Origin of the sequence: Brachybacterium sp. NBEC-018 (assembly GCF_024860185.1) — a bacterium.
GTDB classification, from domain to species: domain Bacteria; phylum Actinomycetota; class Actinomycetes; order Actinomycetales; family Dermabacteraceae; genus Brachybacterium; species Brachybacterium rhamnosum.
The window spans coordinates 1029456-1053633 of record NZ_CP100650.1; the positions used below are offsets into that span (position 1 = coordinate 1029456).

Annotated in this window: 19 protein-coding genes; 12 read left to right on the forward strand and 7 right to left on the reverse strand. The window is 73.2% G+C overall.

The window, feature by feature from the left end; all coding sequences use genetic code 11:
- Window positions 1-12: 12 nt before the first annotated feature.
- The gene (locus tag NLU66_RS04625; RefSeq protein ID WP_259361771.1) at window positions 13-1332 is read right to left on the reverse strand and encodes an amidohydrolase family protein; all 1320 of its coding nucleotides are present in this window, start codon (window positions 1330-1332) and stop codon (window positions 13-15) included.
- 142 nt (window positions 1333-1474) lie between these two features.
- On the opposite strand from NLU66_RS04625, the gene NLU66_RS04630 reads away from it, so the two are divergent.
- Entirely contained in the window at window positions 1475-2146 is a 672-nt protein-coding gene (locus NLU66_RS04630) for a GAP family protein (RefSeq protein WP_259361772.1), read from the forward strand.
- Window positions 2139-3188, forward strand: a complete 1050-nt coding sequence (locus NLU66_RS04635) for a lysylphosphatidylglycerol synthase domain-containing protein (protein WP_259361773.1) — start codon at window positions 2139-2141, stop codon at window positions 3186-3188. Before NLU66_RS04630 ends, NLU66_RS04635 begins: the two co-directional genes overlap by 8 nt.
- Here NLU66_RS04635 and NLU66_RS04640 read toward each other — a convergent pair.
- The 5 genes from NLU66_RS04640 to NLU66_RS04660 all read right to left on the reverse strand — a co-directional run bounded on the left by NLU66_RS04640 (window position 3136) and on the right by NLU66_RS04660 (window position 10358).
- Window positions 3136-4125 carry an FUSC family protein gene (locus NLU66_RS04640; RefSeq protein WP_259361774.1) on the reverse strand — a complete coding sequence of 330 codons (990 nt, stop codon included), beginning with the start codon at window positions 4123-4125 and terminating at the stop codon, window positions 3136-3138. The two genes, NLU66_RS04635 and NLU66_RS04640, sit on opposite strands and share 53 nt — an antisense overlap.
- A 122-nt stretch (window positions 4126-4247) precedes the next feature.
- Window positions 4248-5765, reverse strand: a complete 1518-nt coding sequence (locus NLU66_RS04645) for a rhamnulokinase (RefSeq protein ID WP_259361775.1) — start codon at window positions 5763-5765, stop codon at window positions 4248-4250.
- Window positions 5762-7804, reverse strand: a complete 2043-nt coding sequence (locus NLU66_RS04650; RefSeq protein ID WP_259361776.1) for a bifunctional aldolase/short-chain dehydrogenase — start codon at window positions 7802-7804, stop codon at window positions 5762-5764. The genes NLU66_RS04645 and NLU66_RS04650 overlap by 4 nt, the downstream gene beginning before the upstream one ends.
- A 2-nt stretch (window positions 7805-7806) precedes the next feature.
- On the reverse strand, window positions 7807-8985 hold the full coding sequence (gene rhaI, locus NLU66_RS04655; RefSeq protein WP_259361777.1) for an L-rhamnose isomerase: 1179 nt from the start codon (window positions 8983-8985) through the stop codon (window positions 7807-7809).
- A 41-nt stretch (window positions 8986-9026) separates the two neighbouring features.
- A complete protein-coding gene (locus NLU66_RS04660; RefSeq protein WP_259361778.1) occupies window positions 9027-10358 on the reverse strand; it encodes an MFS transporter in 1332 nt (443 codons plus the stop codon).
- Window positions 10359-10548: 190 nt separating this feature from the next.
- Here NLU66_RS04660 and NLU66_RS04665 point away from each other — a divergent pair, with 190 nt between their 5' ends.
- Window positions 10549-11856, forward strand: coding sequence for an MFS transporter (locus tag NLU66_RS04665; protein ID WP_259361779.1), 1308 nt, complete (start codon window positions 10549-10551; stop codon window positions 11854-11856).
- A 15-nt stretch (window positions 11857-11871) separates the two neighbouring features.
- Here the strand turns inward: NLU66_RS04665 and NLU66_RS04670 are convergent, their stop codons facing one another.
- The gene (locus NLU66_RS04670; RefSeq protein WP_259361780.1) at window positions 11872-12870 is read right to left on the reverse strand and encodes a LacI family DNA-binding transcriptional regulator; all 999 of its coding nucleotides are present in this window, start codon (window positions 12868-12870) and stop codon (window positions 11872-11874) included.
- A gap of 490 nt (window positions 12871-13360) precedes the next feature.
- On the opposite strand from NLU66_RS04670, the gene NLU66_RS04675 reads away from it, so the two are divergent.
- The 9 genes from NLU66_RS04675 (at window position 13361) to NLU66_RS04715 (ending at window position 24172) form a co-directional block, all read left to right on the forward strand.
- Window positions 13361-14020, forward strand: a complete 660-nt coding sequence (locus NLU66_RS04675; protein ID WP_259361781.1) for a YesU family protein — start codon at window positions 13361-13363, stop codon at window positions 14018-14020.
- Complete coding sequence (locus NLU66_RS04680; RefSeq protein WP_259361782.1) at window positions 14021-14740, forward strand: DUF624 domain-containing protein; 720 nt, start codon at window positions 14021-14023, stop codon at window positions 14738-14740. It begins immediately after the preceding gene.
- Between the two features lie 89 nt (window positions 14741-14829).
- Window positions 14830-16365, forward strand: a complete 1536-nt coding sequence (locus tag NLU66_RS04685; RefSeq protein WP_259361783.1) for an extracellular solute-binding protein — start codon at window positions 14830-14832, stop codon at window positions 16363-16365.
- A gap of 37 nt (window positions 16366-16402) precedes the next feature.
- Complete coding sequence (locus NLU66_RS04690; protein ID WP_259361784.1) at window positions 16403-17401, forward strand: ABC transporter permease; 999 nt, start codon at window positions 16403-16405, stop codon at window positions 17399-17401.
- 9 nt (window positions 17402-17410) lie between these two features.
- Window positions 17411-18289 carry a carbohydrate ABC transporter permease gene (locus NLU66_RS04695; protein WP_259361785.1) on the forward strand — a complete coding sequence of 293 codons (879 nt, stop codon included), beginning with the start codon at window positions 17411-17413 and terminating at the stop codon, window positions 18287-18289.
- Between the two features lie 68 nt (window positions 18290-18357).
- Window positions 18358-20397, forward strand: a complete 2040-nt coding sequence (locus NLU66_RS04700) for a rhamnogalacturonan lyase (RefSeq protein ID WP_259361786.1) — start codon at window positions 18358-18360, stop codon at window positions 20395-20397.
- A gap of 9 nt (window positions 20398-20406) precedes the next feature.
- On the forward strand, window positions 20407-23061 hold the full coding sequence (locus NLU66_RS04705) for a Tat pathway signal sequence domain protein (RefSeq protein ID WP_259361787.1): 2655 nt from the start codon (window positions 20407-20409) through the stop codon (window positions 23059-23061).
- Window positions 23058-23816, forward strand: a complete 759-nt coding sequence (locus NLU66_RS04710; protein WP_259361788.1) for a rhamnogalacturonan acetylesterase — start codon at window positions 23058-23060, stop codon at window positions 23814-23816. Before NLU66_RS04705 ends, NLU66_RS04710 begins: the two co-directional genes overlap by 4 nt.
- Window positions 23813-24172, forward strand: coding sequence for an L-rhamnose mutarotase (locus tag NLU66_RS04715; protein WP_259361789.1), 360 nt, complete (start codon window positions 23813-23815; stop codon window positions 24170-24172). Before NLU66_RS04710 ends, NLU66_RS04715 begins: the two co-directional genes overlap by 4 nt.
- Window positions 24173-24178: the final 6 nt, after the last annotated feature.

The following is a 24178-nucleotide window of genomic DNA, read 5'->3' on the forward strand; positions in this document are numbered from 1 at the left end:
GCCGGGCCCGGGTCAGAGCGTGTCGAGGTGCGCGTCGATCTCCGCGATCCGCGAGACCTCGGGGTGCACGATCCGCTCGCCGCGGGCGACGACCATCCACGGAGCGGAGAAGGTGCGGAAGCCCTCGAGCGGGTTCGCCTCCGTCACCACGAGATCCGCATCCCTGCCCGGGGTGATCTCGCCGGTGACCTGGGTGAGCCCGAGGATCTCGGCGTTGCCGCGGGTTGCGGCGGAGAGCACCGCCGCGGGGTCGAGGCCCGCGTAGCGCGCGGTCAGGTCCATCTCGCGCCAGAAGTTCGAGTGGGTCACGTAGCTGACGCCCGAGTCGGTGCCCACGCCCAGCAGGATCCCGTGCTCCGCGGCGGAGCGGATGCCGGAGAGCATCTCCTCGAGGACGAGCTTCGCGTTCTCCCGCACGATCTCGGTGGCGCCGCTGATCGACGGGTCGAGCTTCACGAGCGGGAGGCACGCCTGCAGGGTCGGGATCATCGCGGAGCGGCCCCGCAGGGAGGCGGGGTTGTCGAGATAGAGGCCGATGAGCTCCTCGTCCATGCTCGAGCCGTGCTCGATCGTGTCCACGCCCGCGCGCAGCGCCGCGCGCACACCCTCGGTGCTCTGGGCGTGCGCGGCGACGAGCACCCCGGCCTCGTGGGCCTCCTCGCAGACGGCCCGCATCGAGGCCTCGGGCATCTCCGGCTTGCCCGCGTAGCCCACGGCGATCGCGTCGGTGACGCCGCCGGTCGCGGAGATCTTGATGGCCTCCGCCCCGTGCTGGAGGTTCCTCCGGGTGTTCGCGCGGGCGGTCTGCGCGTCGTCGCCGATGAGGGCGATCGTCGGCGCCCCGTGACCGCCCGTGATCGCCATCAGCGGGCCGGAGGGCAGCAGCCGCGGCCCGGTGAGCTCGCCGCTCTCGATCGCGTTGCGGGTCGTGACGACCTCGTACATCACGTCGCCGACGGTGCGCATCGTCGTCACGCCCGTGTGCAGCTGGGTGGTGGCGTTCTCGCGGGCGCGCTTGCGCAGCAGCGCCTGGCCCGCGGGGGAGCGCATGAACCATGCGACGTAGCGGGTGGTGCGCGGGCGGGTGTAGATCGCGGGGAGCGGCTTGCCGTCCGCGAAGAGGTGGGCATGGGCGTTGATGAGACCGGGGGAGACGAACTTCCCGGTCCCGTCCACGCGCAGCAGGCCCGCGGGGAGCTCGACCTCCGCCGTGGGGCCCACCAGCTCGATCCGGCCGTGGGCGTCCACGACGATCGTCTGGTCGGGACGGACCGTCCCGGCGGTGTCCCCGGTGACGACGGAGACGTGGGTGAGGGCGAAGGGCGTGCTCATGCCCCGATCCTCTCGCCGTGGTGGGCGGTCGTCCAGCGCTCGCCGACATGTGTCCGGCAGGTGGGCGGAGCGGACGCGGACGCCGCTTGAGCGCGCCGGGCGGCGGGGCGAGGATGAGGGCCCGCCCCTGTGAGGAGAAGACGTGTGGACCGCGATCGGTGAGACCCTGCCCCTGGCCGTGGGACTGGCCCTCAGCCCCGCCGCGATCGCGACCGCGGTGATCCTCCTGCTGGGCCAGGTCGGGAAGCTCAAGACCACCCTGTTCGGCGCCGGCTGGTTCGTGGCGCTGCTCGTGCTCGCCACGATCGCGGAGCTCCTCGTCGAGGCGGCCGACGCCGCCGCCCCCGCGGCGACCGAGGCCGGGGTGGACGTGCTGCAGCTCGTGTTCGGCGCGCTGTTCCTGGGCCTCGCCGTGCTCGCCTGGCTCAAGCGGCCGCGCGAGGGACAGGAGCCGAGGAAGGGGATCCTGGACCGGCTCGACGGCCTCAGCACCCGCGGCGCCCTCGTCATGGGTCTCGCCCAGGGCTTCCTCGTCATCAAGAACATCCCGCTCGCCGTCGGCGCGGGGGCACGGCTCGGCGAGGCGGATCTGGCGCGCGGCGAGGCGGCCGTCGCCCTGCTGCTGTTCGTCGTCGTCTCCTCCCTCGGCGTGCTCGTCCCGCTCGGGGTCGCCGCCGCGGGAGGGGAGCGGCTGCAGCCGGCCCTCGCCCGCACCCGCGGCTGGCTCGGCGCGAACATGACCGCCGTGACCGTGGTGGTCCTCGTGGTGCTCGGCGCCTACTTCCTCGGCGAGGGGATCGGCCTCCTTGACTGAGCCCGCCCCGCCGGCGTCGGCCGCTCCTCCGCCCGCCGCGCCGCGGTGGCGGCGCCTCGCCGGCCGCGCCGCCCTGATCCTCGTGATCGTGCTGGTCGTCGTCGCGATCGTGCGCTCCTTCCGCCGGCTCGACCTCGAGGCCGTGCTGGACGCCCTGGGCCGGATGCCCTGGTGGAGCGCCGCCGTGCTGCTGGCCCTCCTGCTCGTGCGGCAGGTGCTCAACGCGCTGCCGCTCGCGATCTTCCTCCCGGGGACGGGCCTGTACCGGGCGACGGTCAACGACCTGGGCGCCTCGACGGCCGCCGCCTTCGCCCCCGCGCCGAGCGACATGGTGCTGCGGGTCGCGATGTTCCGCTCCTGGGGCGTGGGGACGGACCGGGCCGTGGTCGCGACCGCGATGAACGCGGTCACCTTCTTCATCGCCCGGTTCTCCGCCCCGCTGCTGGGCTTCCTGCTGCTCCCGCTGCTGCGGGTGGGGCCGGGGCTGCGGCTCCTGGACCTCGCGAGCCTCACCCTCGCGGCGGTGCTCGTGCTGCTGGCGCTGCTCGTGGTGCGCGGGGAGGAGCAGGCCGCGCAGGTGGGGGAGCGGCTGGGGCGGATCGTGCGCACGGTGCGCCGCTCGACGGTCCCGGAGGACTGGTCGCTCGCGCTGCGCCGCTCGCAGCGGCACGTGGCGGAGGGCTTCGGCGCGCGCTTCCCGCGGGCGCTCCTCGCGAGCGGTGGGGTGCTGCTCGCGGATCTCACGATCCTCACGCTGTGCCTGCGGCTGATGGGCGTGGACGGGGGCGCGCTGCCGCTCGTCGACCTCGTCGCCGCCTACGCGTTCGCCTTCCCGCTGACGATGTTCCCCGCGCAGGGCCTCGGCGTCATGGACACGGCGCTGCTGGCCTCGATCTCCGAGACGGCGGGGCCGGGCATGGTGGAGCCGGCGCTCGCCGCGGTGCTCGTGTGGCGCACGGTCACCGTCGCCGGCCCGCTGCTGCTGGGGCTCATCGCGGTGGTGCTGTGGCGGCGGGCCCCGCGGCCCGCTCCTGCCGGGTGACCAGCTGCGCGAGCGCGAGCAGAGCCGCGGCGACGAGCAGCGCCAGCAGGGCCATGCCGGTGCGCTGGAGGGCGAGGGCGGCGGAGGCCTCCCCGGAGAGGACCGTGCCCAGCAGCACGACGGCCGCGACGAGCGGGACCACCGAGAGCTCCTTGCGGCCCGCGAGGGTGAGGGCGACCGTGCCGATCATCGCCGCGAGCAGCAGCAGGACCTCCCCGGCGGGCGGGACCAGCGCCCCGAGCGCCGTCGCGATCAGCGCCCCCGCCGCGGTCGCCCCGGCGTAGCGAGCGGCGGAGCGCCACGTGCTCCGGGCCGGCGCGACCATGAGGCAGAAGGCGAGCAGCGCCCAGTGCGGGCGCGGCAGGTCCAGGGCGATCACGAGCAGCAGCAGGATCCCGCAGCCGGCGGCGAGGACCGCGCCGTGCACCACGGCGTCCCGCAGCGGCACCGGATCCGGGGCAGGGCTCATCCGCGCGAGGCGGGCGACGCCGATCATGAACAGGGAGCCGGCGGCGACGCCGATCGCGACGGTGACGACGCCCGCCCCGCCGCCCGGGGAGAGCGAGAAGAGCACGAGGATCGCGGGGAGGGCGCCCACCGCGCGGGCGCTGCGCCGGGTGAAGGGGATCTGCAGCGCGCAGGTCGCGACGACGGCGAGCAGCAGCAGCCCCAGGTGGCCGCCGATCGCGGCGCCGGCCGTGGCGACGAGTGTGAACTCGGCGGCGGCGAGCAGGCGGTCGCGGCCGTCCATCGCGGTGACGACGGAGGTCATGAGCACGATGCCGACGTAGACGGACTCCGCGGCGAGCGGGCCCACGAGCAGCAGCGCGAGTCCCACGGGGATGAGGGCGAGCACGAGGACCGCCGCGGGCAGGAGCACCCAGCGCACGAGCGGGGAGGGGGTGCGCGTCGTGCCGTCCTCGGACCGTGCCGTCATGCCCTGTGCCTCCGGGTCCGGTGCGAATGGGGTCCCGGACCGCGGATGCGCCCGGCGCGACCATCGTGCCACCGGCCGCGCCGGGACCCCAGCCGTGATCACCGCCGGGGTCCCGGCGGTGATCAGCGGGAGGGCGCGAACACCTCGAGCGCGGTGCTCTCCCGGATGACGGCGCGGATGTCGCCGGGCTCCGGCCCGATCGCGCCGAGCGCCCGGGCCTGCACGGCGACGTTCCCGAGCGCGGTCGCCTCCATCGGCCCCGCGACGACCTCCACGCCGAGGGCATCGGCGGTGAGCTGGTTCAGCAGGGCGTTGCGGGAGCCGCCGCCCACGACATGCAGCCGCAGCGGCAGCGGTGCCCGCGCGAGGCGGCACGCGGCCGTGAGCTCGTCGCGGTAGGTCTCCGCGAGGGACTCGAGTATGCAGCGCACGAGCTCCGCGGGCGTGGACGGGGAGCGGTCGTCCCCGGAGAGCACCGTCGCGGCCGCGCGCACGCGGTCCGCCATCCGCCCGGGGGCGAGGAACGCGGGGTCGGTGGGGTCGATCCGGAACCTGTCGGCGGGCGCGTGGGCCGCCGCCGCCAGGAGCCCCTCGAGCTCCACGCGGGCACCGTCCTCCTCCCACTGCCGGATCGCCTCGCTGACCAGCCACATCCCGGAGACGTTCTTGAGGAACCGGACGGTGCCGTCCACCCCGCCCTCGTTCGTGAACCCGGCCTCCCTCGCCGCCTCGTCGAGCACGGGGGCGCGCAGCTCGAGGCCGATCAGCGACCAGGTCCCCGAGGAGATGAACGCGACCGGCGCGTCCTCCTCGCGGGCGGGGACGGCGAGCACCGCGGAGGCGGTGTCGTGGGAGCCGACGGCGACCACCGGCACCTCGCCGATCCCGAGCTCGCCGGCGAGCCCGGGGAGCACGGTGCCGAGCTGCTCCCCCGGGGCGATGAGCGGGGCGAGCAGGGCCGGGTCCACCCCGGCCGCGTCGAGCAGCTCGCTCGCCCAGCCGTCCCCGGCGGCGAGCAGCGCCCCCGTGGTCGAGGCGTTCGTGCGCTCGGTGCGGCGCTCGCCGGTGAGCAGCAGGCCGACGAGGTCCGGGACCAGCAGCACGCCCGAGCCGGCGGGGAGGTCCGTGAGGCGGTCCTCCGCGGCGAGCTGGTAGAGCGTGTTGAAGGGCTGCTGCGCGATGCCGGTGAGCGTGAACTGCCGCTCGCGGGGCACGCGCGCGGCGAGGGCGTCGGCCACGCCGTCGGTGCGGTGGTCGCGGTAGGCGATCACCTCGCCGGTCAGGTCCCCGCCCGGCCCGACGATCCCGTAGTCCACCGCCCAGGAGTCCACGCCGATCGAGGAGAGCCCGGGCAGGCCCTGCTCGCGGGCGAGCACGGAGGCCCGGGTGAGCCCGTGGCGGATCTCCGCCCAGAGCGCGCCCACGTCCCAGGTCAGGTGCCCGTCGCGCTCCTCGAGGCGGTTCTCGAAACGGTGCGCGGGCAGCAGGGTGATCCGCCCGTCCTCGACGAGACCGAGCATGACCCGGCCCGAGGTCGCCCCGAGGTCCACCGCGGCGACGGCCACCGCCCCGGGGGCGCCGCTCACGGCGGCGCCCCCGTCGGCCGCCACGCCGGTGGCCGTGATGCCCGGAGCGCTCATCGCAGGAACGCGGCCGCGACGCCGGCGTCCACCGGGACGTGCAGGCCGGTCGTGTGCGAGAGGTCCCCGGCGGTCAGCGCGAACACCGCGTTCGCGACCGTCTCCGGCAGCACCTCGCGCTTGAGCAGCGTGCGCTGGGCGTAGTACTCGCCGAGCTTCTCCTCCTCGACGCCGTAGACCTTCGCGCGGGAGGCGCCCCAGCCGCCGGCGAAGATGCCGGAGCCGCGCACCACGCCGTCGGGGTTGATGCCGTTGACGCGGATCTGGTGCCCGCCGAGCTCCGCCGCGAGCAGCCGCACCTGGTGCGCCTGGTCCGCCTTCGTCGCCGAGTAGGCGATGTTGTTGGGCCCGGCGAACACGGAGTTCTTCGAGGAGATGTAGAGGATGTCCCCGCCCATGTCCTGGGCGATCATCACCCGCGCCGTCTCCCGGGAGACGAGGAAGCTGCCGCGCGCCATGACGTCGTGCTGGAGGTCCCAGTCCTTCGCCGTGGTCTCCAGCAGCGGCTTGGACAGCGACAGCCCCGCGTTGTTGACGATGAGGTCGAGGCCGCCGAAGGCGAGCACCGCCTCGGCGACCGCGTCGATCACGGCCTGCTCGTCGGAGACGTCCGCGCGCAGGGCGACGGCGCGGTCGGGCCCGCCGAGCTCCTCGGCGACCTGCTGCGCGTTCTCGAGGTTCAGATCCGCGATGACCACGCACGCGCCCTCGGCGACGAGCCGGGTCGCGGTCGCCTTGCCGATCCCGGAGCCGCCGCCGGTGACGAGCGCGATCCGCCGCGCGAGAGGCTTCTCGGCGGGCATGCGCTGCAGCTTCGCCTCCTCGAGCGCCCAGTACTCGATGCGGAACTTCTCCGCCTCGTCGATCGGGGCGTAGGTCGAGACGGCCTCCGCGCCGCGCATGACGTGGATGGCGTTGACGTAGAACTCGCCGGCCACGCGTGCCGTCTGCTTGTCCTTGCCGAAGGAGAACATGCCGACGCCGGGCACCAGCACGATCGTGGGATCCGCGCCGCGCAGGGCGGGGGAGTCCTCGGTCGCGTGGCGCGCGTAATAGGCGCTGTACTCCTCGCGGTAGGCGGCGTGGAGCTCCTGCAGCCGCGCGATCTGCTCCTCGACCCCGGCGGCCGACGGCAGGTCCAGCACGAGCGGGCGGATCTTCGTGCGCAGGAAGTGATCGGGGCAGGAGGTGCCGAGCGCCGCGAGCTGCGCGAGCTTCTCGCCCGCGAGGAACTCGTGGACGTCCTCGGAGTCCGTCCAGTGACCGATCATCGGGGCGTCGGTCGAGGCGAGCCCGCGGATCACGGGGGCGAGGGCGGAGGCCCGGGCCCGTCGCTCCGCCTCGGGCAGCGGGGCGCGCCCCGGGTCGGCGGGGCCGAAGGGCTCCGCGGCGCCGTGGGCGTCCAGGTGCGCCTGCGCCTCGCGGATGATCCGCAGGGAGCGCTCCTGCGCCTCCTCGGAGGTCTCGCCCCAGGCGGTGATCCCGTGCCCGCCGAGGATGCAGCCGATGGCCTCGGGGTTCGCCTCCTTGATCGCGGCGATGTCGAGGCCGAGCTGGAAGCCGGGGCGGCGCCAGGGAACCCACACGACGGCCTCGCCGAAGATCTCGCGGGTGAGGCGCTCGCCGTCCGCGGCGGTCGCGAGGGCGATCCCCGCGTCGGGGTGGAGGTGGTCCACGTGCGCGGCAGGGACGAGGGCGTGCATGGCCGTGTCGATGCTCGGCGCGGCGCCGCCCTTCCCGAACAGGCAGTGGTCGAAGGCGGCGACCATCTCGTCCTCGCGCTCGACGCCCGGGTAGACGTCCGCGAGGGCGCGCACGCGGTCCAGGCGCAGCACGGCGAGGCCCTTCTCCTGCAGGGTGCCGAGGTCACCGCCGGAGCCCTTGACCCACAGCAGCTCGGTCTCCTGCCCGGTGACGGGATCGGTGTCGGTGCCCTTGGCGGAGGTGTTGCCGCCGGCGTAGTTGGTGGTCGTCGGATCCGCTCCGAGCGCGTTCGATCGCGCGATCAGGGCGTCCACGGTCTGACGTGCGGTGCTCATGCTCAGGCTCCCCATCCCATCTGGTTCCCGCCCACGCGCTCGGCGGCGACCTTCTCCTCGTAGCCCGAGGCGCGGAAGGCCTCGAACGGATCCGCGGGGAGCCCCTGCTCCTCGCGGAAGGCGGCCAGCGCGGGCCGCACGTCGGTCCAGAACGCGTCCATGAGGATCGCGTTGGCCTCGAGCACGTCGTGGCGGGCCTGGGCGTCCGCGAGCGCCTCGCGGTCCACGAGCAGCGCCTTGGCGAGGGTCTCCTGCACGTTGAGCACGGAGCGGATCTGCCCCTGGATCTTGGACTCGAGGTTGTGGCACTGGTCGAGCATGAAGTTCACGCCCGAGGCGGGCCGGTGCGCGTCCTGCTGCACGATCTCGAAGAGGATGCGGAACAGCTGGAACGGGTCCGCGGCGCCCACGATGAGGTCATCGTCGGCGTAGTTGCGGGAGTTGAAGTCGAAGGCGCCCAGGCGCCCCTGCCGCAGCAGCTGCGCGACGATGAACTCGATGTTCGTGCCCGGCGCGTGGTGGCCGGTGTCGAGCACGACCATCGCCTGCTCGCCGAGGGCCAGGCAGTGCAGCAGGCTCGTGCCCCAGTCCGGGACGTCCGTGTGGTAGAAGGCCGGCTCGAAGAACTTGTACTCCAGGACGATCCGCTCGCCCTCCTGCAGGCCCGCGTAGATCTCCGCGAGGGAGTCGGCGAGGTGGTCCTGGCGGGCGCGGATCGAGTCCTGGCCCGCGTAGTTGGTGCCGTCCGCGAGCCAGATCTTCAGCTCGTGGGAGCCGGCCTCCCGCATCACCGCGAGGCACTCGAGGTGGTGGTCGATCGCACGGCGGCGCACCGCGGGGTCGGAGTGGGTGAGCGAGCCGTACTTGTACTCGTCGTCCTGGAAGGTGTTGGAGTTGATCATGCCCAGCTGCACGCCGAGGTCCTCGGCGTAGGAGCGCAGGGCGGCCGTGTCCTCGACCTTGTCCCAGGGGTGGTGCAGGGACACGCGCGGCGAGGAGCCGGTCATGGCGTGGGTCTGGGCGGCGTCCGCGATCTTCTCGAAGGGGTCGCGCGGGGTGCCGGGGGTGCCGAACACCTTGAAGCGGGTGCCGGAGTTGCCGTAGGCCCAGCTGGGGACCTCGATCGTGAACTCGCGCAGGTCGCGCGCGATGTCGGAGGGGAGCTCGGTGAGCGGGGGCATGGGGTGCTCCTTCGTGTGCGGGGTCGGTGGGGGAGGGGTGGTCAGGGGAGGCGGGCCGAGGCCGGGGCGTCCCGGCGGAGGCCCTGGGCCATGAGCTCGACCTGCGCCTCGGCGAGGTCCTTCGCCTCGACGTCGAAGAGGTTCGCGCGGCCCTTGCGGAAGCCGAGGTGGCCGATGAGGAGGCCGATGGACGCGACCGCGAAGATGCACAGGTAGAGCACCCGCGGGGTGTGGGAGAGGACGGGCGTGACGGTCGCGGCGCCGGCGGCGACGACGCGCGCCACGGCGATGACCGTGCCCTGCGCGGAGGAGCGCATGAGGGTCGGGAAGGACTCCTGGGACCAGACCTTCATCATCGCCTCGAAGGCGAAGGCGCCGCCGAACCCGTTGATCACCTGCATGGCGATCCAGACGGGGAGGCTGAAGCCGAGGACGACGGGCAGCAGGTAGGAGACCGCGAGGGCGACGGCGCCGATGACGAACCAGGTCATCCGGCGCGGGGTGTCGACGATCCTCATGAACAGCAGCGCCCACACGAAGCCCAGCGGGAACAGCACCAGGCCGATCGTCGAGTTCAGCTGGACGCTGATGCCCACGGCGTTCACGGCGATGAGGGTGCCGAACTGGCCGCCCGTGTTCGCGCCGAGGTTCGTGAGCGTGTAGAAGCCGAGCAGGGCGAGGAAGGGCATGAGGTAGAGCCGGTCGCCCAGGAGGTCCTTGAGGCCGGTGCGCTCGGCGCGCACGGTGCGGGCGCCGGCCTTCCGCTCGCTGTGCGCGGCGGACCACGACGCGGACTCGGGGATCGTGAGCCGGGCGAGCAGCACGAGCAGCGCGGCGACGCCCACCTGGGCGAAGAGCAGCTGGCCGCCGAGGCGGCCCATGCCCCCGACGATCGCGCTGATCGCGGTGGAGCTGAGGATGCCGCCGGTCCAGAGGATCTGCGAGAAGCCCAGGAGCTTGCCGCGGTTCGCGTCCGTCGCGGCCTCGGAGATCGTGGCGAGGGAGACGGGGAGGTCCGCGCCGGAGCCGAGGCCCAGGAGGATCGTCCCGACCATCAGCGAGGCGAAGCCGCCGGCGAGCACGAGCAGCGTGGCCCCGATGATCACCATCACCATCGTCACGAGGAACACCGCGCGCCGGCCGAAGCGGTCGCCGAGGCGGCCGCCGCTGATGGCGCCGATCGCGATGCTCAGGGTGAGCGCGGCGGAGAGCGCGCCGAGCTGGCCGTCGGTGAGGCCGATGGTCTGCTGGTAGATGACGAGCGCGATGCCGGAGCTGACGATGGCGGCGGCGTCGATGAACGACGCCATGCCGCAGACGGTCGCGACCCACCAGAGGTGCGGTGCCCGGGTGGGGGCGGGGACAGCCGACATGACGGTTCTCCTTCGAACGTCCGGGGCGGCGGGGCGGCATCGACCCTGAGGGGAACGAACGGCCGACGGACCTTGAAACGACTCAATTGAAACGTTAGCATCAGTCGTGCCGGTCGACAAGCGCCCGAGGGGGACGTGGCGTCGAACGGTGACCGCCCGGCCCGATGCACGTCGAAGGAGACCGCATCCCATGTCCACCCACCCCGCAGCACCCGCGCGCGGACGCGTGCGCGGATGGAAGGCGACGATCGCCGTCGCCATGTCCAACTACATCGAGGCGGGCTCGATCATCGCCCTCGCCACCAGCCTGACCTTCTGGCAGGAGTTCTTCGGCTTCTCCAGCTGGATGGTCGGCCTCGTCGCCGCGATCTCCGCCAACGCCTTCGGCGCCGCGATCGGCGCCATGATCGGCGGGCCGCTCGGCGACCGCTACGGGCGCAAGTTCATCTACACCTACGACCTCGTCCTCTACATGCTCGGGACGCTGCTCGTCGTGTTCGCGACCCACGCCGCGATGCTCGTGATCGGCGTCGTGCTGACCGGCATCGCCGTCGGGGCCGGCGTCCCCGTCGCGTGGACGTACATCGCCGAGCAGGCGCCGCACGAGAAGCGCGCCCGCCACGTGGGCACCGCCCAGCTGGCCTGGTCGCTCGGGCCGGCGATCGTCTTCGCGATCGCGACCGCGCTGGTGCCGCTCGGCCTGCTGGGCTCGCGGATCGTCTTCGCCCATCTCTTCGTGGTCGCCTTCATCACCTGGTGGGTCCGGCGCGGCCTCGCCGAGTCGGACATCTGGACCGCGCAGCGCCGGCGGCACGACGAGGCCGTCGCCGCCGGTGGGCCCGTCCAGCGGCGAGGCGTGCGCGAGCTGCTCTCGAACCGGCGGAACGTCACGGCGCTGCTGTTCCTCGTCGGCGTCTACTCGCTGTGGAACCTCGTCGCCGGGCAGATGGGGATCTTCATGCCCCGCGTCTACGCCACGGCGGGCGTGGAGAGCCCGGCGAGCCAGAACCTCCTGCAGGTGCTGCTGTGGACGGTGACGGTGGTCGTCACCTACGTCGGCTTCATGCTGCTGGGTGACCGCATGGACCGCCGCGTCCTGTACGGCATCGGCGCCGCGCTCGGCATCGCCGCGTGGCTCGTGCTCGTCTTCGCCCACGTGACCATGCCGCTGCTCATCCTCTTCGCCGTGCTGTGGGGTGCCTCGGCCGGCATCGGCGCGCAGGCCTTCTATGCGCTGTGGACGGCGGAGATGTTCGCGACCCGGTACCGGGCCACGGCGCAGGGCGTCCTGTTCTTCGTCGCGCGCATCCTTGTGGGCGTGCTGAGCTACTTCTTCCCGGTGCTCCTGGAGACCCGGGGCGTCCCGTTCGTGGGCGTCCTCATGATCGCCTTCCTGGTGGTGTCCCTCCTGGTCGGCGTGATCGGGGCGCCGGACACGCGGGGCAAGAGCCTCGAGCGGATCGAGCGCGAGCGCTACGGGGAGCCGGCGTCCCGGTGACGCGGTGCCGGCGCGTCACCGGTCGCGCGCGGGACCGGTGGACTCCCGCCAGACGATCTGCGTGATCGAGGGGCGGTCCATCTCCGGCGCATCGCCGCCCATGACGCGCAGCAGCTCGGTGAGCAGGTCGGCCCCCAGCCGGCTGTGATCGATCGCGACCGAGGTCAGCGCCGGCAGCATCGCGGCGCTGAGCGGCTGGGTGTCCCAGCCGGTGACGCTGAGGTCCCCCGGCACGGACCAGCCGCGCTCGGCGGCGCCGCGCACGGCGCCCGCGGCGAGGGTGTCGTTCCCGGCGAGGACGGCCGTGACGCCGGTGTCCCGGGGGAGGTCGCGCACGGCGCTCGCCGCGATGGCCGGGTCCCAGCGGCAGTCCACGACGCCCGCCGAGCGCAGGTCGAGCTCCCGCACCGCCCGCTCGAAGGCCTCGCGGCGCCGCACCGAGGCCGGATGGTCGGTCTCCCCGGTGAGGTGGAGGAGCTCGCGGTGCCCGTGCTCGGCGAGGTGGGCGACGAGCTCGGCCATGCGGGAGGCCTCCGAGAGCGGGCCGATGCCGCGCATGCGCTCGTCGTAGACGGGGGCGGAGACGATGGGGGCGCCGTCCGTGCTGCGCCGGTGCTGCGGGGGCAGGTCCGTCAGGGCGAGCACGGCCTCGTAGAGGCCGGAGTCGGCGAGCTCGACCACGCGCCTCCCGTGCAGCTCCGTCGCCGGGAGGGAGACGACCTCCACGGCGAACCCCGCGGCCTGCGCCGCCTCGTACGCGCCGCTGAGCAGCTGCAGCGAGCTCGTCGCATCGCCGACGGGGAGCACCATCGCCAGGCGACCCGTGCTCCGGGAGCGCATCGCCCGCGCGACGAGGTTCGGCCGGTAGTCCAGCTGGGCGACGGCGTTGTCGATGTGGGCGGCGAGCATGGGGGAGACGGTGGGGTCGCCGCGGAGGCGGCGGGAGACGGTCTGGTGGGAGACCCCGGCGAGGCGGGCGACGTCGCGGATGGTGGGCCGGCGGACGGTGGTCATGGGCTGCTCCGGAGCGAGGGAGGGGCGCGGGCGGGGTCTCCGAGTGATGCGCGGAGGGTGTTCGCGGGATGCGGTTCACCGGTCACGGTGTATCACGATCGGATCACGTGTGACCGTTCATCCGTGAGAACGGTGACGTCGTCGAGTGACAGGATCGCACGGCCGCAGGTCGCGATCGACGAACGGTCCGAGGATCCATGCTCCCTGGTCATGGCGGTGGCGTGGACCCGCCGGCGGGGGCGGCCGCGGCCGGTGGCCCGTGGCGGGTGAACGGTCACTCGTCCCCCCGGACCCCGCGGCCGTCCGAGCGTCCCGGACGAGTTTCGGGAAAGCGGTTGACGAGCGTCCTGGAACGATTCAAGATGACGGCAGTCACACGGCGCCGGCACCGCAGCCGCACGCCGGACGGCGCGCCCGAGGCCGGGCGCCGGACGGCGCGCCCGAGGCCGGGCGCCGCACTCGAGGACGAGGACCGGAAGGGAGCCCGGCGATGACCACCACGATCCACCGCTCGGCCCTCTCCGGGCCGGGCGACCTCGCCGGCTGGCACCTCGAGGGGCCCGCCGTCACGTCCTTCCCCGCCGGTCGGCTCCGCCTCGAGAGCGGCGCCCACCCGGGCGAGGGCCAGGCCGCGAACGTCGTCGCCTGGCTGCCCGTCACCCACGAGGGGGACGTGCGGATCTCGTGGAGCTTCCGGCCCCTGCACGAGCCCGGCCTCGCGATGATCTTCTGGGCCGCCCGCGGCCGCGACGGGCAGGACGTCCTCGACCCCGCGCTCCCCACCCGCAGCGGCGAGTACGAGCAGTACCACTCCGGCGCGATCGACGCCTACCACCTCTCCTACTACCGCCGGATGTGGCCCTCGGAGCGGGCGCTGCACACGCTCAACGTCCGCAAGAGCCACGGCTTCCACCTCGTCGCCCAGGGCCCGGACCCGCTCCCTGCCGCGATCGACGCGGAGGGCGACCACCGCATCGAGCTCACCTGGCGCGGCGCCGAGCTGACCGTCGAGGTCGCGGGCCTCGTCTGCCTGCGCTGGACGGACGACGGCGGCGTCGGCGGCCCCGCACGCCGCGGCGGCCGGATCGGCCTGCGCCAGATGGCGCCGCTCGTCGCGGAGTACTCCGACCTCCTCGTGGAGGCGATCTGAATGGGCCGCGCCGTCCACGCGCTCGGCGCCGGCACCGACCTCGTGCTGCGCGCGCTGATCATCCAGGGCATCTGGATCGCGGGGACCCTCGCGGGCGGGATCGTCCTGGGCTGGGCACCGGCGACCCTCGCCGCCGTGGACGCCGCCGCCCGAGCCCGCCGCGGCGAGCCGATCACCCTGCGCGGCGTCGCCCGGGTGTGGCGCGAGCAGTGGCTGCGCGCCCAGCTCGTGCTGGGGCTGCCCGCCCTGCTCCTGCTGCCCTCGCTCACGGCGCTGCTCGCGACCGGTGTCCCGCTCGCCGTGCGGGTGCTCGCCGGGATCGGGGCGCTGCTCGTGCTCGCGGTCCTGCTGCACGTGCCCGCGGTCGAGCTGCGCTACCGCCTGCGCGCCCGTGACGTGCTGGGGCGCGCTGCCGCGCTCGCCCTCGCGCAGGCGCCGATGACCCTCGTCCTCGCGGCGGCCCTCGCCCTGTGGGGCGGGATCCTCGCCGCCGTCCCCGGCCTCGTCCCCTTCCTCGGCGCGGCGGTCCCGCTGCTGGTCGCGGAGCACCTCGTGGGCCACTCGATCGACCGCAACGAGGAGCTGCTCGCCGTCGCGGGCGATCCGCCGCGGCCCGCTGACGCGACACCCCGGCCCGAGGCGGCCCCCCGCCCCGTCCCGGCACCCCGACCCCGACAGGCCGGCCACCCCACCGCCGCCCGCCGGACGACCCCCGCCTGATCCCCACCGACCTCCGGCCCCTCGGCGCCGACGCCCCGGGACCCGGACCCGCTCCACCCCTGTGCAGTCCCCCTTCGAAAGGAACGACGATGTTCTCCCGACGCACCCTCCTCGGCGGCGCCGCCGCCGGCGCGACCGCCCTCTCCCTCGCCGCGTGCGGCAGCTCCGGCGGATCCGCCGCCGACTCCGGGGAGGAGATCACCTCCCTGAAGATCATGGCGCCGCTGCTCTCCGACACCGCCCCCGATCCCGCCGGCAAGCTCCAGAAGGCCGTCGAGGAGCTCGTCGGCATGCCGCTCGAGATCACCTGGGTCCCCAACTCCAGCTACAGCGACCGGGTCACCGTGACGATGGCCTCCGACAACATCCCCCACGTCATGGTCCACACCGGCAAGAGCGCCGAGTTCGCGCAGACCGCCCAGGCGGGCGGTTACTGGGACCTCACCGACGTGCTCGGCGACTACCCGAACCTCACGCCCGAGAACGAGGAGGTCGCCCACGGCGCGAGCATCAACGGGAAGACCTACGGCATCTTCCGCCTGCGCGACGCGATGCGCGCCGCCGTGATCCTCCGCAAGGACTGGCTCGAGAAGCTCGGCCTCGAGGAGCCCACCACCACCGACGACCTCCAGGAGATCGCGAAGGCCTTCACCGAGGGCGACCCCAACGGCGACGGCTCCGCCACGACCGGCCTGATCATCCCCGCGTGGAGCGGCTACGGGAACAACGGCCCCTACGACCTCTGGGAGACCTGGCACGGCACTGCGAACGTGTGGAAGGAGGAGGGCGGGAAGCTCTCCCCGGCCTTCCTCGCCCCCGAGTTCCTCGACGCGAACCGCTCGATGCGCGCCATGGTCGAGGCCGGCCACGTCAACGCCGACTTCGCCACGATGGACGCCGCCACCTGGAACGACCCCTTCTTCACCGGCAAGGGCGGCATCATCGCCGACGTCTCCTCCCGCGGCGGGCAGCTGATGGGCCTGTTCAAGGACGAGGACCCGGAGGGCTACGGCGACAAGGTGACGATGGTCGGCAACCTGACCAACCCCGACGGCACCCTCTGGGCCCTACCCACCCCCGGCTACTCCGGCTACCTCACGATCCCGCGCTCCTCCGTCCCCTCGGAGAAGCAGCTCGCGACCGTGCTCACCGCCCTCGACAAGCTCTCCTCCGAGGAGGGCCAGCGGCTCCTGAACAACGGCCTCGAGGGCGTGAACTACACCGTCGAGGACGGCCAGAGCGTCGCGATCGACAGCGAGGAGGCGAATGTCGTCAGCAGCGACGTCTCCGCCTTCGCCCAGATCGGCAGCCAGTCCAACGGCTACCTCGGCTACCCCTCCCAGCCCGCCGGCGAGCCCGAGGCCGCGCTCGACGAGAAGCGTCTCGCCTTCCACGAGTCGGACCTGACGAAGGCGGTCTTCAACCCGGGTGCCGCGTACATGTCGGAGACCTACCTCCAGAGCGGCGCGATCCTCGACCAGATCGTCGTCGACGCCCGGCTGAAGTACCTCGCCGGGCAGCTCGACGAGGCCGGCCTCACCGCGGAGCTCGAGCGCTGGACCAGCAGCGGCGGCCAGCAGGTCGTCGACGAGATGAACGAGCTGTTCCAGAAGGGCGGGCAGTGAGCCGCCCGGGCCGCCGCCTCCTCCAGGAGGCGCGGCCATGGTCATGACCCCTCCCGCGGCGCCCGGCGCCGCCCTCCCCGCCGCCGCCGCCCCGGACGCGCCGGCGCCGCTCGCCGGCGGGCCCCGCCGTCGGCGGAGCATCCTCAAGCGGCTGCGCCGCGCCCCGGTGCTCTACCTGATGCTCATCCCCGGGATCATCTACTTCGCCGTCTTCAAGTACGCGCCGATGTACGGGATCACGATCGCGTTCAAGGACTACCTGCCCTTCCTCGGCGTCGAGGGGAGCCCGTGGGTGGGGCTCAAGCACTTCGAGCGGCTGTTCAGCGGGCCGGACTTCGGTCGCCTGCTCAGCAACACGCTGATCCTCGCCGTGCTCAACGTGCTCATCGCGTTCCCCGCCCCGATCGTCGTGGCGCTCATGCTCAACGAGCTGCGCCAGCACCTGCTGAAGAAGTTCATCCAGACGGCGATCTACATCCCGCACTTCCTCTCCTGGGCGATCGTCTCGGGGCTCACCTACCTGCTGTTCGCGCTCGACGTGGGCCCGGTGACGGTGCTGCTCAACGACCTCCTGGGCGGGCGGGTCAACGTGCTCGCCGATCCGGACTGGTTCCGGCCGCTGATCATGGCGCAGACCCTGTGGAAGAGCACCGGCTGGGGGACGATCATCTACCTCGCCGCGCTCGCCGGCGTCGACAAGAACCTCTACGAGGCGGCGATGCTCGACGGCGCCGGGCGCCTGCAGCAGCTGCGGCACGTGACGATCCCCGCGATCGTCCCGACGGTGATCATCATGCTGATCCTCAACATCGGGAACTTCCTCGACACCGGGTTCGAGCAGATCTACATGCTCACCAACTCGCTGAACCGCGAGGTGGCGGACGTCTTCGACACCTACGTGTACTTCATGGGCATCACCAACGGCGCCTACAGCTATTCCACGGCGATCGGGCTGTTCAAGTCCCTCGTCGGCCTCGTCCTCATTCTCGGTGCGAACTGGCTCGCGAAGAAGTTCACCGATTCCTCGCTGTTCTAGGAGCCCGTGATGCCCCTCAACCACACCACCGCCAAGGACCGGGTGTTCGACGGCGTCAACATCGTGATCCTGCTGGGATTCGCGGCGCTCACGATCCTGCCGTTCCTCTACGTGCTCGCCGCGTCCTTCGCGACCGAGTCGGAGATCGCCGCGCGGCCGTTCTTCCTGTGGCCCGAGAACCCCACGCTCGAGACCTACCGCTACATCTTCTCCACGGACACCTTCGTCCGCTCCCTGCTCGTGACGATCGGGGTGACGGTCGTCGGCACCGTCGTCCAGATCGTCATGACGCTGCTCATGGCGTACCCGCTCTCCGACCCGAACCTCGTGGGCCGCGGGCTGATCATGCGCCTGGTGCTGTTCGCGATGCTGTTCTCCGGCGGCATGATCCCGCTGTTCCTCGTGATCAAGCAGCTGGGGCTGCTGGACTCGTACTGGGCGCTGATCCTGCCCCTCGCGATCAACCCCTTCAACCTCATCGTCATCCGCACCTTCTTCCAGCAGCTGCCCGGCGAGCTGCGGGAGGCCGCGGAGATCGACGGCGCGAACGAGTTCACGACCTTCTGGCGGATCATGCTGCCGCTGTCCAAGCCGGTCATCGCGACGTTCTCGCTGTTCTACGCGGTGGGGCTGTGGAACGACTTCATGTCCCCGCTGCTGTACATCTCCGACAGCTCGAAGTGGACGCTGCAGATGTTCGTGCGCCAGGTGACGATCTCGACCGACCCGTCCACGACGATCGGCAACCTCGACCCGAACTACGTGCCACCCGCGGAGGGTCTGAAGTTCGCGGTGATCGTCATCGCGACCCTCCCGATCATGTGCATCTACCCCTTCCTCCAAAAGCACTTCGCCAAGGGCGTGATGATCGGCTCCGTCAAGGGCTGACGCGTCCCCTCCCCATCCCGCCACCCCCTTCCCTCTCCTCCCGCCCCTGCCTGTCGATCGGAGCGACGATGCCCCCGCACAGCCCCCTCCCCACCTCGCCCGCCACCCGGCCCTGGTCGCGCGCCCTGCGCCGGCCCGCCGCGCTGCTGCTCGCCCTTCCCCTCGCCCTCGGCGGCGCGGGCGTCGCGGTCGTCCAGAGCGCGGAGCCCGCGACCGCCGCGCCGACGTCGGCCCCGCTGCTCCGGGACGCCGAGCGGCTGGACCGCGGCGCCGTCGCCGCCGTCACCGAGGACGGGGTGTTCCTGTCCTGGCGGCTGCTCGGCGACGAGGCCATGGGCACCCGCTTCGTGGTCTACCGCGACGGCGAGCGGATCACCGAGAAGCCGATCACCGACTCCACGAACCTCCTGGACGCCGAGGGCGACGCCGACTCCGTGTACCGGATCGCGATCCAGAAGGGAGCGAACGGCCACAGCCAGCAGTGGGCGAGCGAGGAGTTCACCCCGTGGGCGGAGCAGCACCTCGACGTGCCGCTCGACAAGCCCGCGGACTTCACCGCCGTGGACGGCACCGCCCAGTCCTACCGGGCCAACGACACGATGACCGCGGATCTCGACGGCGACGGGCAGCTCGAGCTCGTCGTCAAGTGGGACCCGACGAACTCGCAGGACAACTCCCGCCCCGGGGCGACCGGCACCGTGTACCTCGACGCCTACGAGCTCGACGGCGAGAAGCTCTGGCGGATCGACCTGGGCGTGAACATCCGCGCGGGCGCCCACTACTCCCAGCCCCAGGTCTACGACTTCGACTCCGACGGCACGGCGGAGGTCATGGTCAAGACGGCCGACGGCACCGTCGACGGCGCGGGCACCGTGATCGGCGATGCCGACGCGGACCATCGCAACGACGCCGGCTACGTGCTCGAGGGCCCCGAGTACCTCACCGTCTTCGACGGCGGCACGGGCGCCGCGGTGGACACGATCGACTACGGGGTGCCGCGCGGCACCGTCACCGACTGGGGCGACGGCTACGGCAACCGCGTGGACCGCTTCCTCTCGGCGACCGCCTACCTCGACGGGGAGCACCCCTCCGCCGTCTTCGCCCGCGGCTACTACACGCGGGCGACCCTCTGGGCGGTGGACTTCGACGGCGAGCACCTCACCGAGCGCTGGCTCTTCGACTCCGACCACGAGGGCGACGGCGGCTACGCCGGCCAGGGCAACCACAACCTCACCGTCGCGGACGTCGATGCCGACGGGCGGGACGAGATCGTCTACGGCTCCGCGACGATCGACGACGACGGCACCGGCCTCTACACGACCGGGCTCGGCCACGGCGACGCGATGCACGTGAGCGACTTCGACCCGTCCCGGCCGGGCCTCGAGGTGTTCGCCGTCCACGAGGACGTCAAGGGCAACGGCGGCATCGGCTCGACCTTCCGGGACGCGGCGACCGGCGAGGTGCTGTGGTCCGTCCCCGCGAACAAGGACACGGGCCGCGGCGCCATGGCCGACATCGACCCCCGGTACGCGGGGGCGGAGGGCTGGAACGTGGGCTACGACGCCGAGTGGGACTCGCCCGTCGGCTCCCTGCGCTCCGCCTCCGGCGAGCTGATCGGCACGGACATCCCGGCCGCGAACTTCACGGCCCTGTGGGACGGCGACCTCCTCAGCGAGATCGTGGACCACGAGTTCGACACCACGGCCCGCACGGGCGTGCCGACGGTCGCGAAGTGGGATCCCGAGCAGGGCTCCGCGGTCGAGATCGAGCGGTTCGAGGGGACCGCGACGAACAACGACACGAAGGGCAACCCGGCGCTCCAGGCGGATCTGCTGGGCGACTGGCGCGAGGAGCTCGTGTACCGCACGGAGGACTCCACGGCGCTGCGGATCCTCACCACCACGGACGTGACCGACCACCGGCTGCGCACCCTGCTCTCCGACCCCCAGTACCGGCTGGCCGTCGCCTGGCAGAACGTCGCCTACAACCAGCCCCCGCACACGAGCTACTTCCTCGGCGAGGGCATGGAGACCCCCGCGGCGCCGGCGCTGCGGTACACGACTCCTGCCGCGGGCGCCCAGCCGCTGACGGCCGCCGAGCGCGGCTGAGAGGACCCCATGACGACGCTCCCCACCACCGGGATCCACCTGCTCGAACCCCGCGAGGGGCACGCCCCCGTGCCCGTCCAGTGGGGTGTGCCGTGGCCGCGCGGCACGGTGCACGAGCTGCCCGAGCTCGACCTGCGCGAGGGGGAGCGGCGCCGCCCGGTGGACTCGTGGGTCACCGCCCGCTGGCCCGACGGCTCCGTGAAGTGGAGCGGACACGGGGGTCTCGCCCCCGCCGGGGACGGCGAGCTCGTGGAGCGGGGGAGCGCCCCCGGGCAGGTCGCGCCCCTGCGCATCGGGACCGGGGCCGACGGCGCCGTCACCGTGGACGCGGGATCGCTGCTGCTCGAGGTCTCCCCGCATCCGGCCGCCCCGATCCGCCGGATCGTGGTGGACGGGCGGGAGGTGGGGCTGCGTGGGCGGATCGTCGCCTCCTCGGCGACGGGCGCGGATCCCGCCGCCCCGCGCCGCGAGCACACGGTGCGCACCACGGGGGTGCGGATCGAGCGCCGCGGGGAGCAGCAGGCGGTGCTGCGCCTCGAGGGGCATCACGAGATCGGCGACGAGGGCCAGCGCGAGCGGGTGCTGCCCTTCGTGCTGCGGCTCGTCGTGACCGCCGGCTCCCCGCGGATCCGCGTGCTCCACTCGATCGTGTGGGACGCGGACCCGGAGCGCCTCTTCCTCACCTCCCTGGGGCTGCGCCTCGAGGTGCCGCTGCGTGCCGCCCCGCACGACCGCCACGTGCGCCTCGCCGGCGGCGAGGGAGGCTTCCTCACCGAGGCGGTGCAGGGCGTGACCGGCCTGCGCCGCGACCCCGGGGCGGAGGTGCGCGCCGCTCAGGTCGCCGGCCGCCGGACGCCGGAGACCTCCACCTGGGCGCCCACGGTCTCCGGCCGCCTGGGCTGGGTGCCCTGCTGGGACGCGTGGACGCTGCGCCAGCCCACGGCGGACGGCTACACGGTCGCCAAGCGCACCGCCCCGGACCGGCCGTGGATCACCGCGGGCGCGGGCACCCGCAGCCGCGGCTACGCCTATGTGGGGGACGTGCACGGCGGGATCGGCGCGGGGCTGCGGGACTTCTGGAAGCTGATCCCCACCCAGCTCGACGTCGCCGGCGCCCGCGGCGACACGGCGGAGCTCACCGCCTGGATGTACGCACCCACCGCCGAGCCCATGGACCTGCGCTTCTACCACGACGGTCTCGGGCAGGAGACGTTCGCGGACCAGCTCGACGCCCTCGAGATCACCTACGAGGACTACGAGCCGGGCTTCGGCGACGCCCGCGGCATCGCCCGCACCCATGAGCTCGTGGTCGACGCCTTCCCCGCGACGCCCACGGGGGAGGAGCTCTCCTCCCTCGCCGCCGCGTGCGCGCTCCCGCCGCAGCCGATGGTCGCCCCGGAGCGGCTCCACGCGGCGAGGGTCTTCGGGCTCTGGGCGCCGGTGGACCGCTCCACCCCGCAGCGCGCGCACCTCGAGGACCGCCTCGTCCTGCTGCGCGAGCACTACCGCGCCCAGGTCGAGCAGCGCCGCTGGTACGGCTTCTGGGACTACGGCGACGTCATGCACACCTACGACGTCGACCGGCACACGTGGCGCTACGACGTGGGCGGCTACGCCTGGGACAACTCGGAGCTGTCCCCGGACCTCTGGCTCTGGCAGGACTTCCTGCGCAGCGGGGACGCGGGCGCGTTCCGCCTCGCGGAGGCGATGACCCGCCACACCGGTGAGGTGGACCAGTACCACGTGGGGCGCTTCGCGGGCCTCGGCACCCGCCACAACGTGCAGCACTTCGGGTGCAGCGCGAAGCAGCTGCGGGTCTCGAGCGCGCTCTACCGCCGCCACCTCCACCTCCTCACGGCGGACGAGCGCACCGGCGAGCTGCTCGACGAGGTCGCCGCCTCCGAGGAGGCCCTGCTGCGCGTGGACGCGACCCGCAAGGTGCGTGAGGACGTCTACGCCCCGGACCGCCGGGCGCTCGCGATCGGCCTCGGCACGGACCTCGGGGCGCTGCTCGGCGCCTGGCTCTCCGCGTGGGAGCGCCACGGCGACGCGGAGGCGGAGCAGAAGCTGCGCTCGGCGCTCGCCGGGATCGGGGAGCTGCCGCAGGGGCTGTTCACGGGGGAGGCGCTGTGGGACCTCGACGAGCGCCGCTTCGACACCTCCCGGGACCGCGTGCGGGTCTCGCACCTCGCGGCCGTGTTCGGCCTCGTCGAGGTGGTCGCCGAGCTCCTCGATCTCGTGGACGATCCCGGCTTCGCGCACGCCTGGGACGAGTACTGCCGCTACTACCTCGCCACGCCGGAGGAGCAGACGGAGAGGTTCGGGGCGCCGCTCACCGGCATCTCCCTGATCCCCGCCTACAGCCGCCTGCTCGCGATGCATGCCGCGCGCACCGGGGACCGCGCGCTCGCCGCCCGCGCCTGGCGGGCGTTCCTGATGGGGGAGGGGGACCAGGTGAACACCGACTCGATGGTGGGCCGCGCCGACTGGTCGATCACCCGGGTCGAGGGCCCCTCCGTGCTCGAGCCGGTCGACGAGGCGGCGTTCCTCGGCACGAACGGCGCCGCCCAGTACGGGCTCTCCGCGATCGCGAACCTCGCGCTGATCGGCGACGACCTCCCCGAGCAGATCCCGTATCTCGCGGGCGCGGAGGGCAGGTCATGACCTATCTCCTCGCGGGTGACTCGACGGTCGCCGCCTGCCCGCCCGAGGAGGCCCCGATGTCCGGCTGGGGCGCGTTCCTCGGCGAGCACGTGGACGCCCCCGTCGTGAACCGCGCCGTGGGCGGCGGCACGACCGAGTCCTGCCTGCGGGACGTGTGGCCGGCCCTGCTGGACGGCGTGGCCGACGGGGACACCGTGCTCCTCCAGTTCGGCCACAACGATCAGAAGCAGCCGCTCACCCTCGGCGCCCGCGGCGGCTACACGCGCCGCCTGCGCCGCATGGTCGAGGCGGTGCACGCGCGCGGCGGGCGCGCGGTGCTGTGCACCTCGGTGGAGCGCCGGCGCTTCCGCGAGGGGCGCCTCGTGCCGAGCCACGGCGACTACCCCGACGCCGTGCGGGACCTCGCGGCGGAGCTCCGCGTCCCCCTGATCGACCTGCAGGGCTTCACCGCCTGGTGGTACGAGGACCTCGGCGAGGCGGCCTCCGCCGGGCTCTTCTGCCACCTCGCGCCGGGGGAGAGCGCGCGCTGGCCGGAGGGCCTGCGCGACGACACCCACTTCCGGGAGGCGGGCGCCCGTCGGATCGCGGCCTTCGTGGGCCGCGGCCTGCGCGGGATCGAGCGGCGGGACGGGCACCTGCCCGCCGCCGGGGACCCGCGAGCGGAGCCGGCCATCGACCGCCCCGGTGCGACGGAAGCCGCCGTCGGCCCCACCGGACCCCTCATGACCACCGCACCCCGAACGGAGCACCCATGACCGCCCCCGAGCTCGACACCCTCCTCGCGACCAGCGAGGCGCGCAGCCCGCACCGCTGCTGCTTCCTGTTGCACGTGCGGCCCGAGCGTCTGGCCGACTACGTCGAGGCGCATCAGCACGTGTGGGAGGAGATGCGCGAGGCGCTCCGCGAGGCCGGCTGGCGCAACTACTCGTTGTTCCTGCGGCCGGAAGACGGCATGGTGGTCGGATACTTCGAGGCCGACGACGTCGATGCCGCGCAGCAGGCGATCGCCGAGGCCGCGATCAGCCCCCGCTGGGAGGCCGCGATGGGGGAGTACTTCGCCCCCGGCGGCGGCGAGAAGCAGATCCTCCCCGCCTACTTCCACCTCGCCTGAACCCCC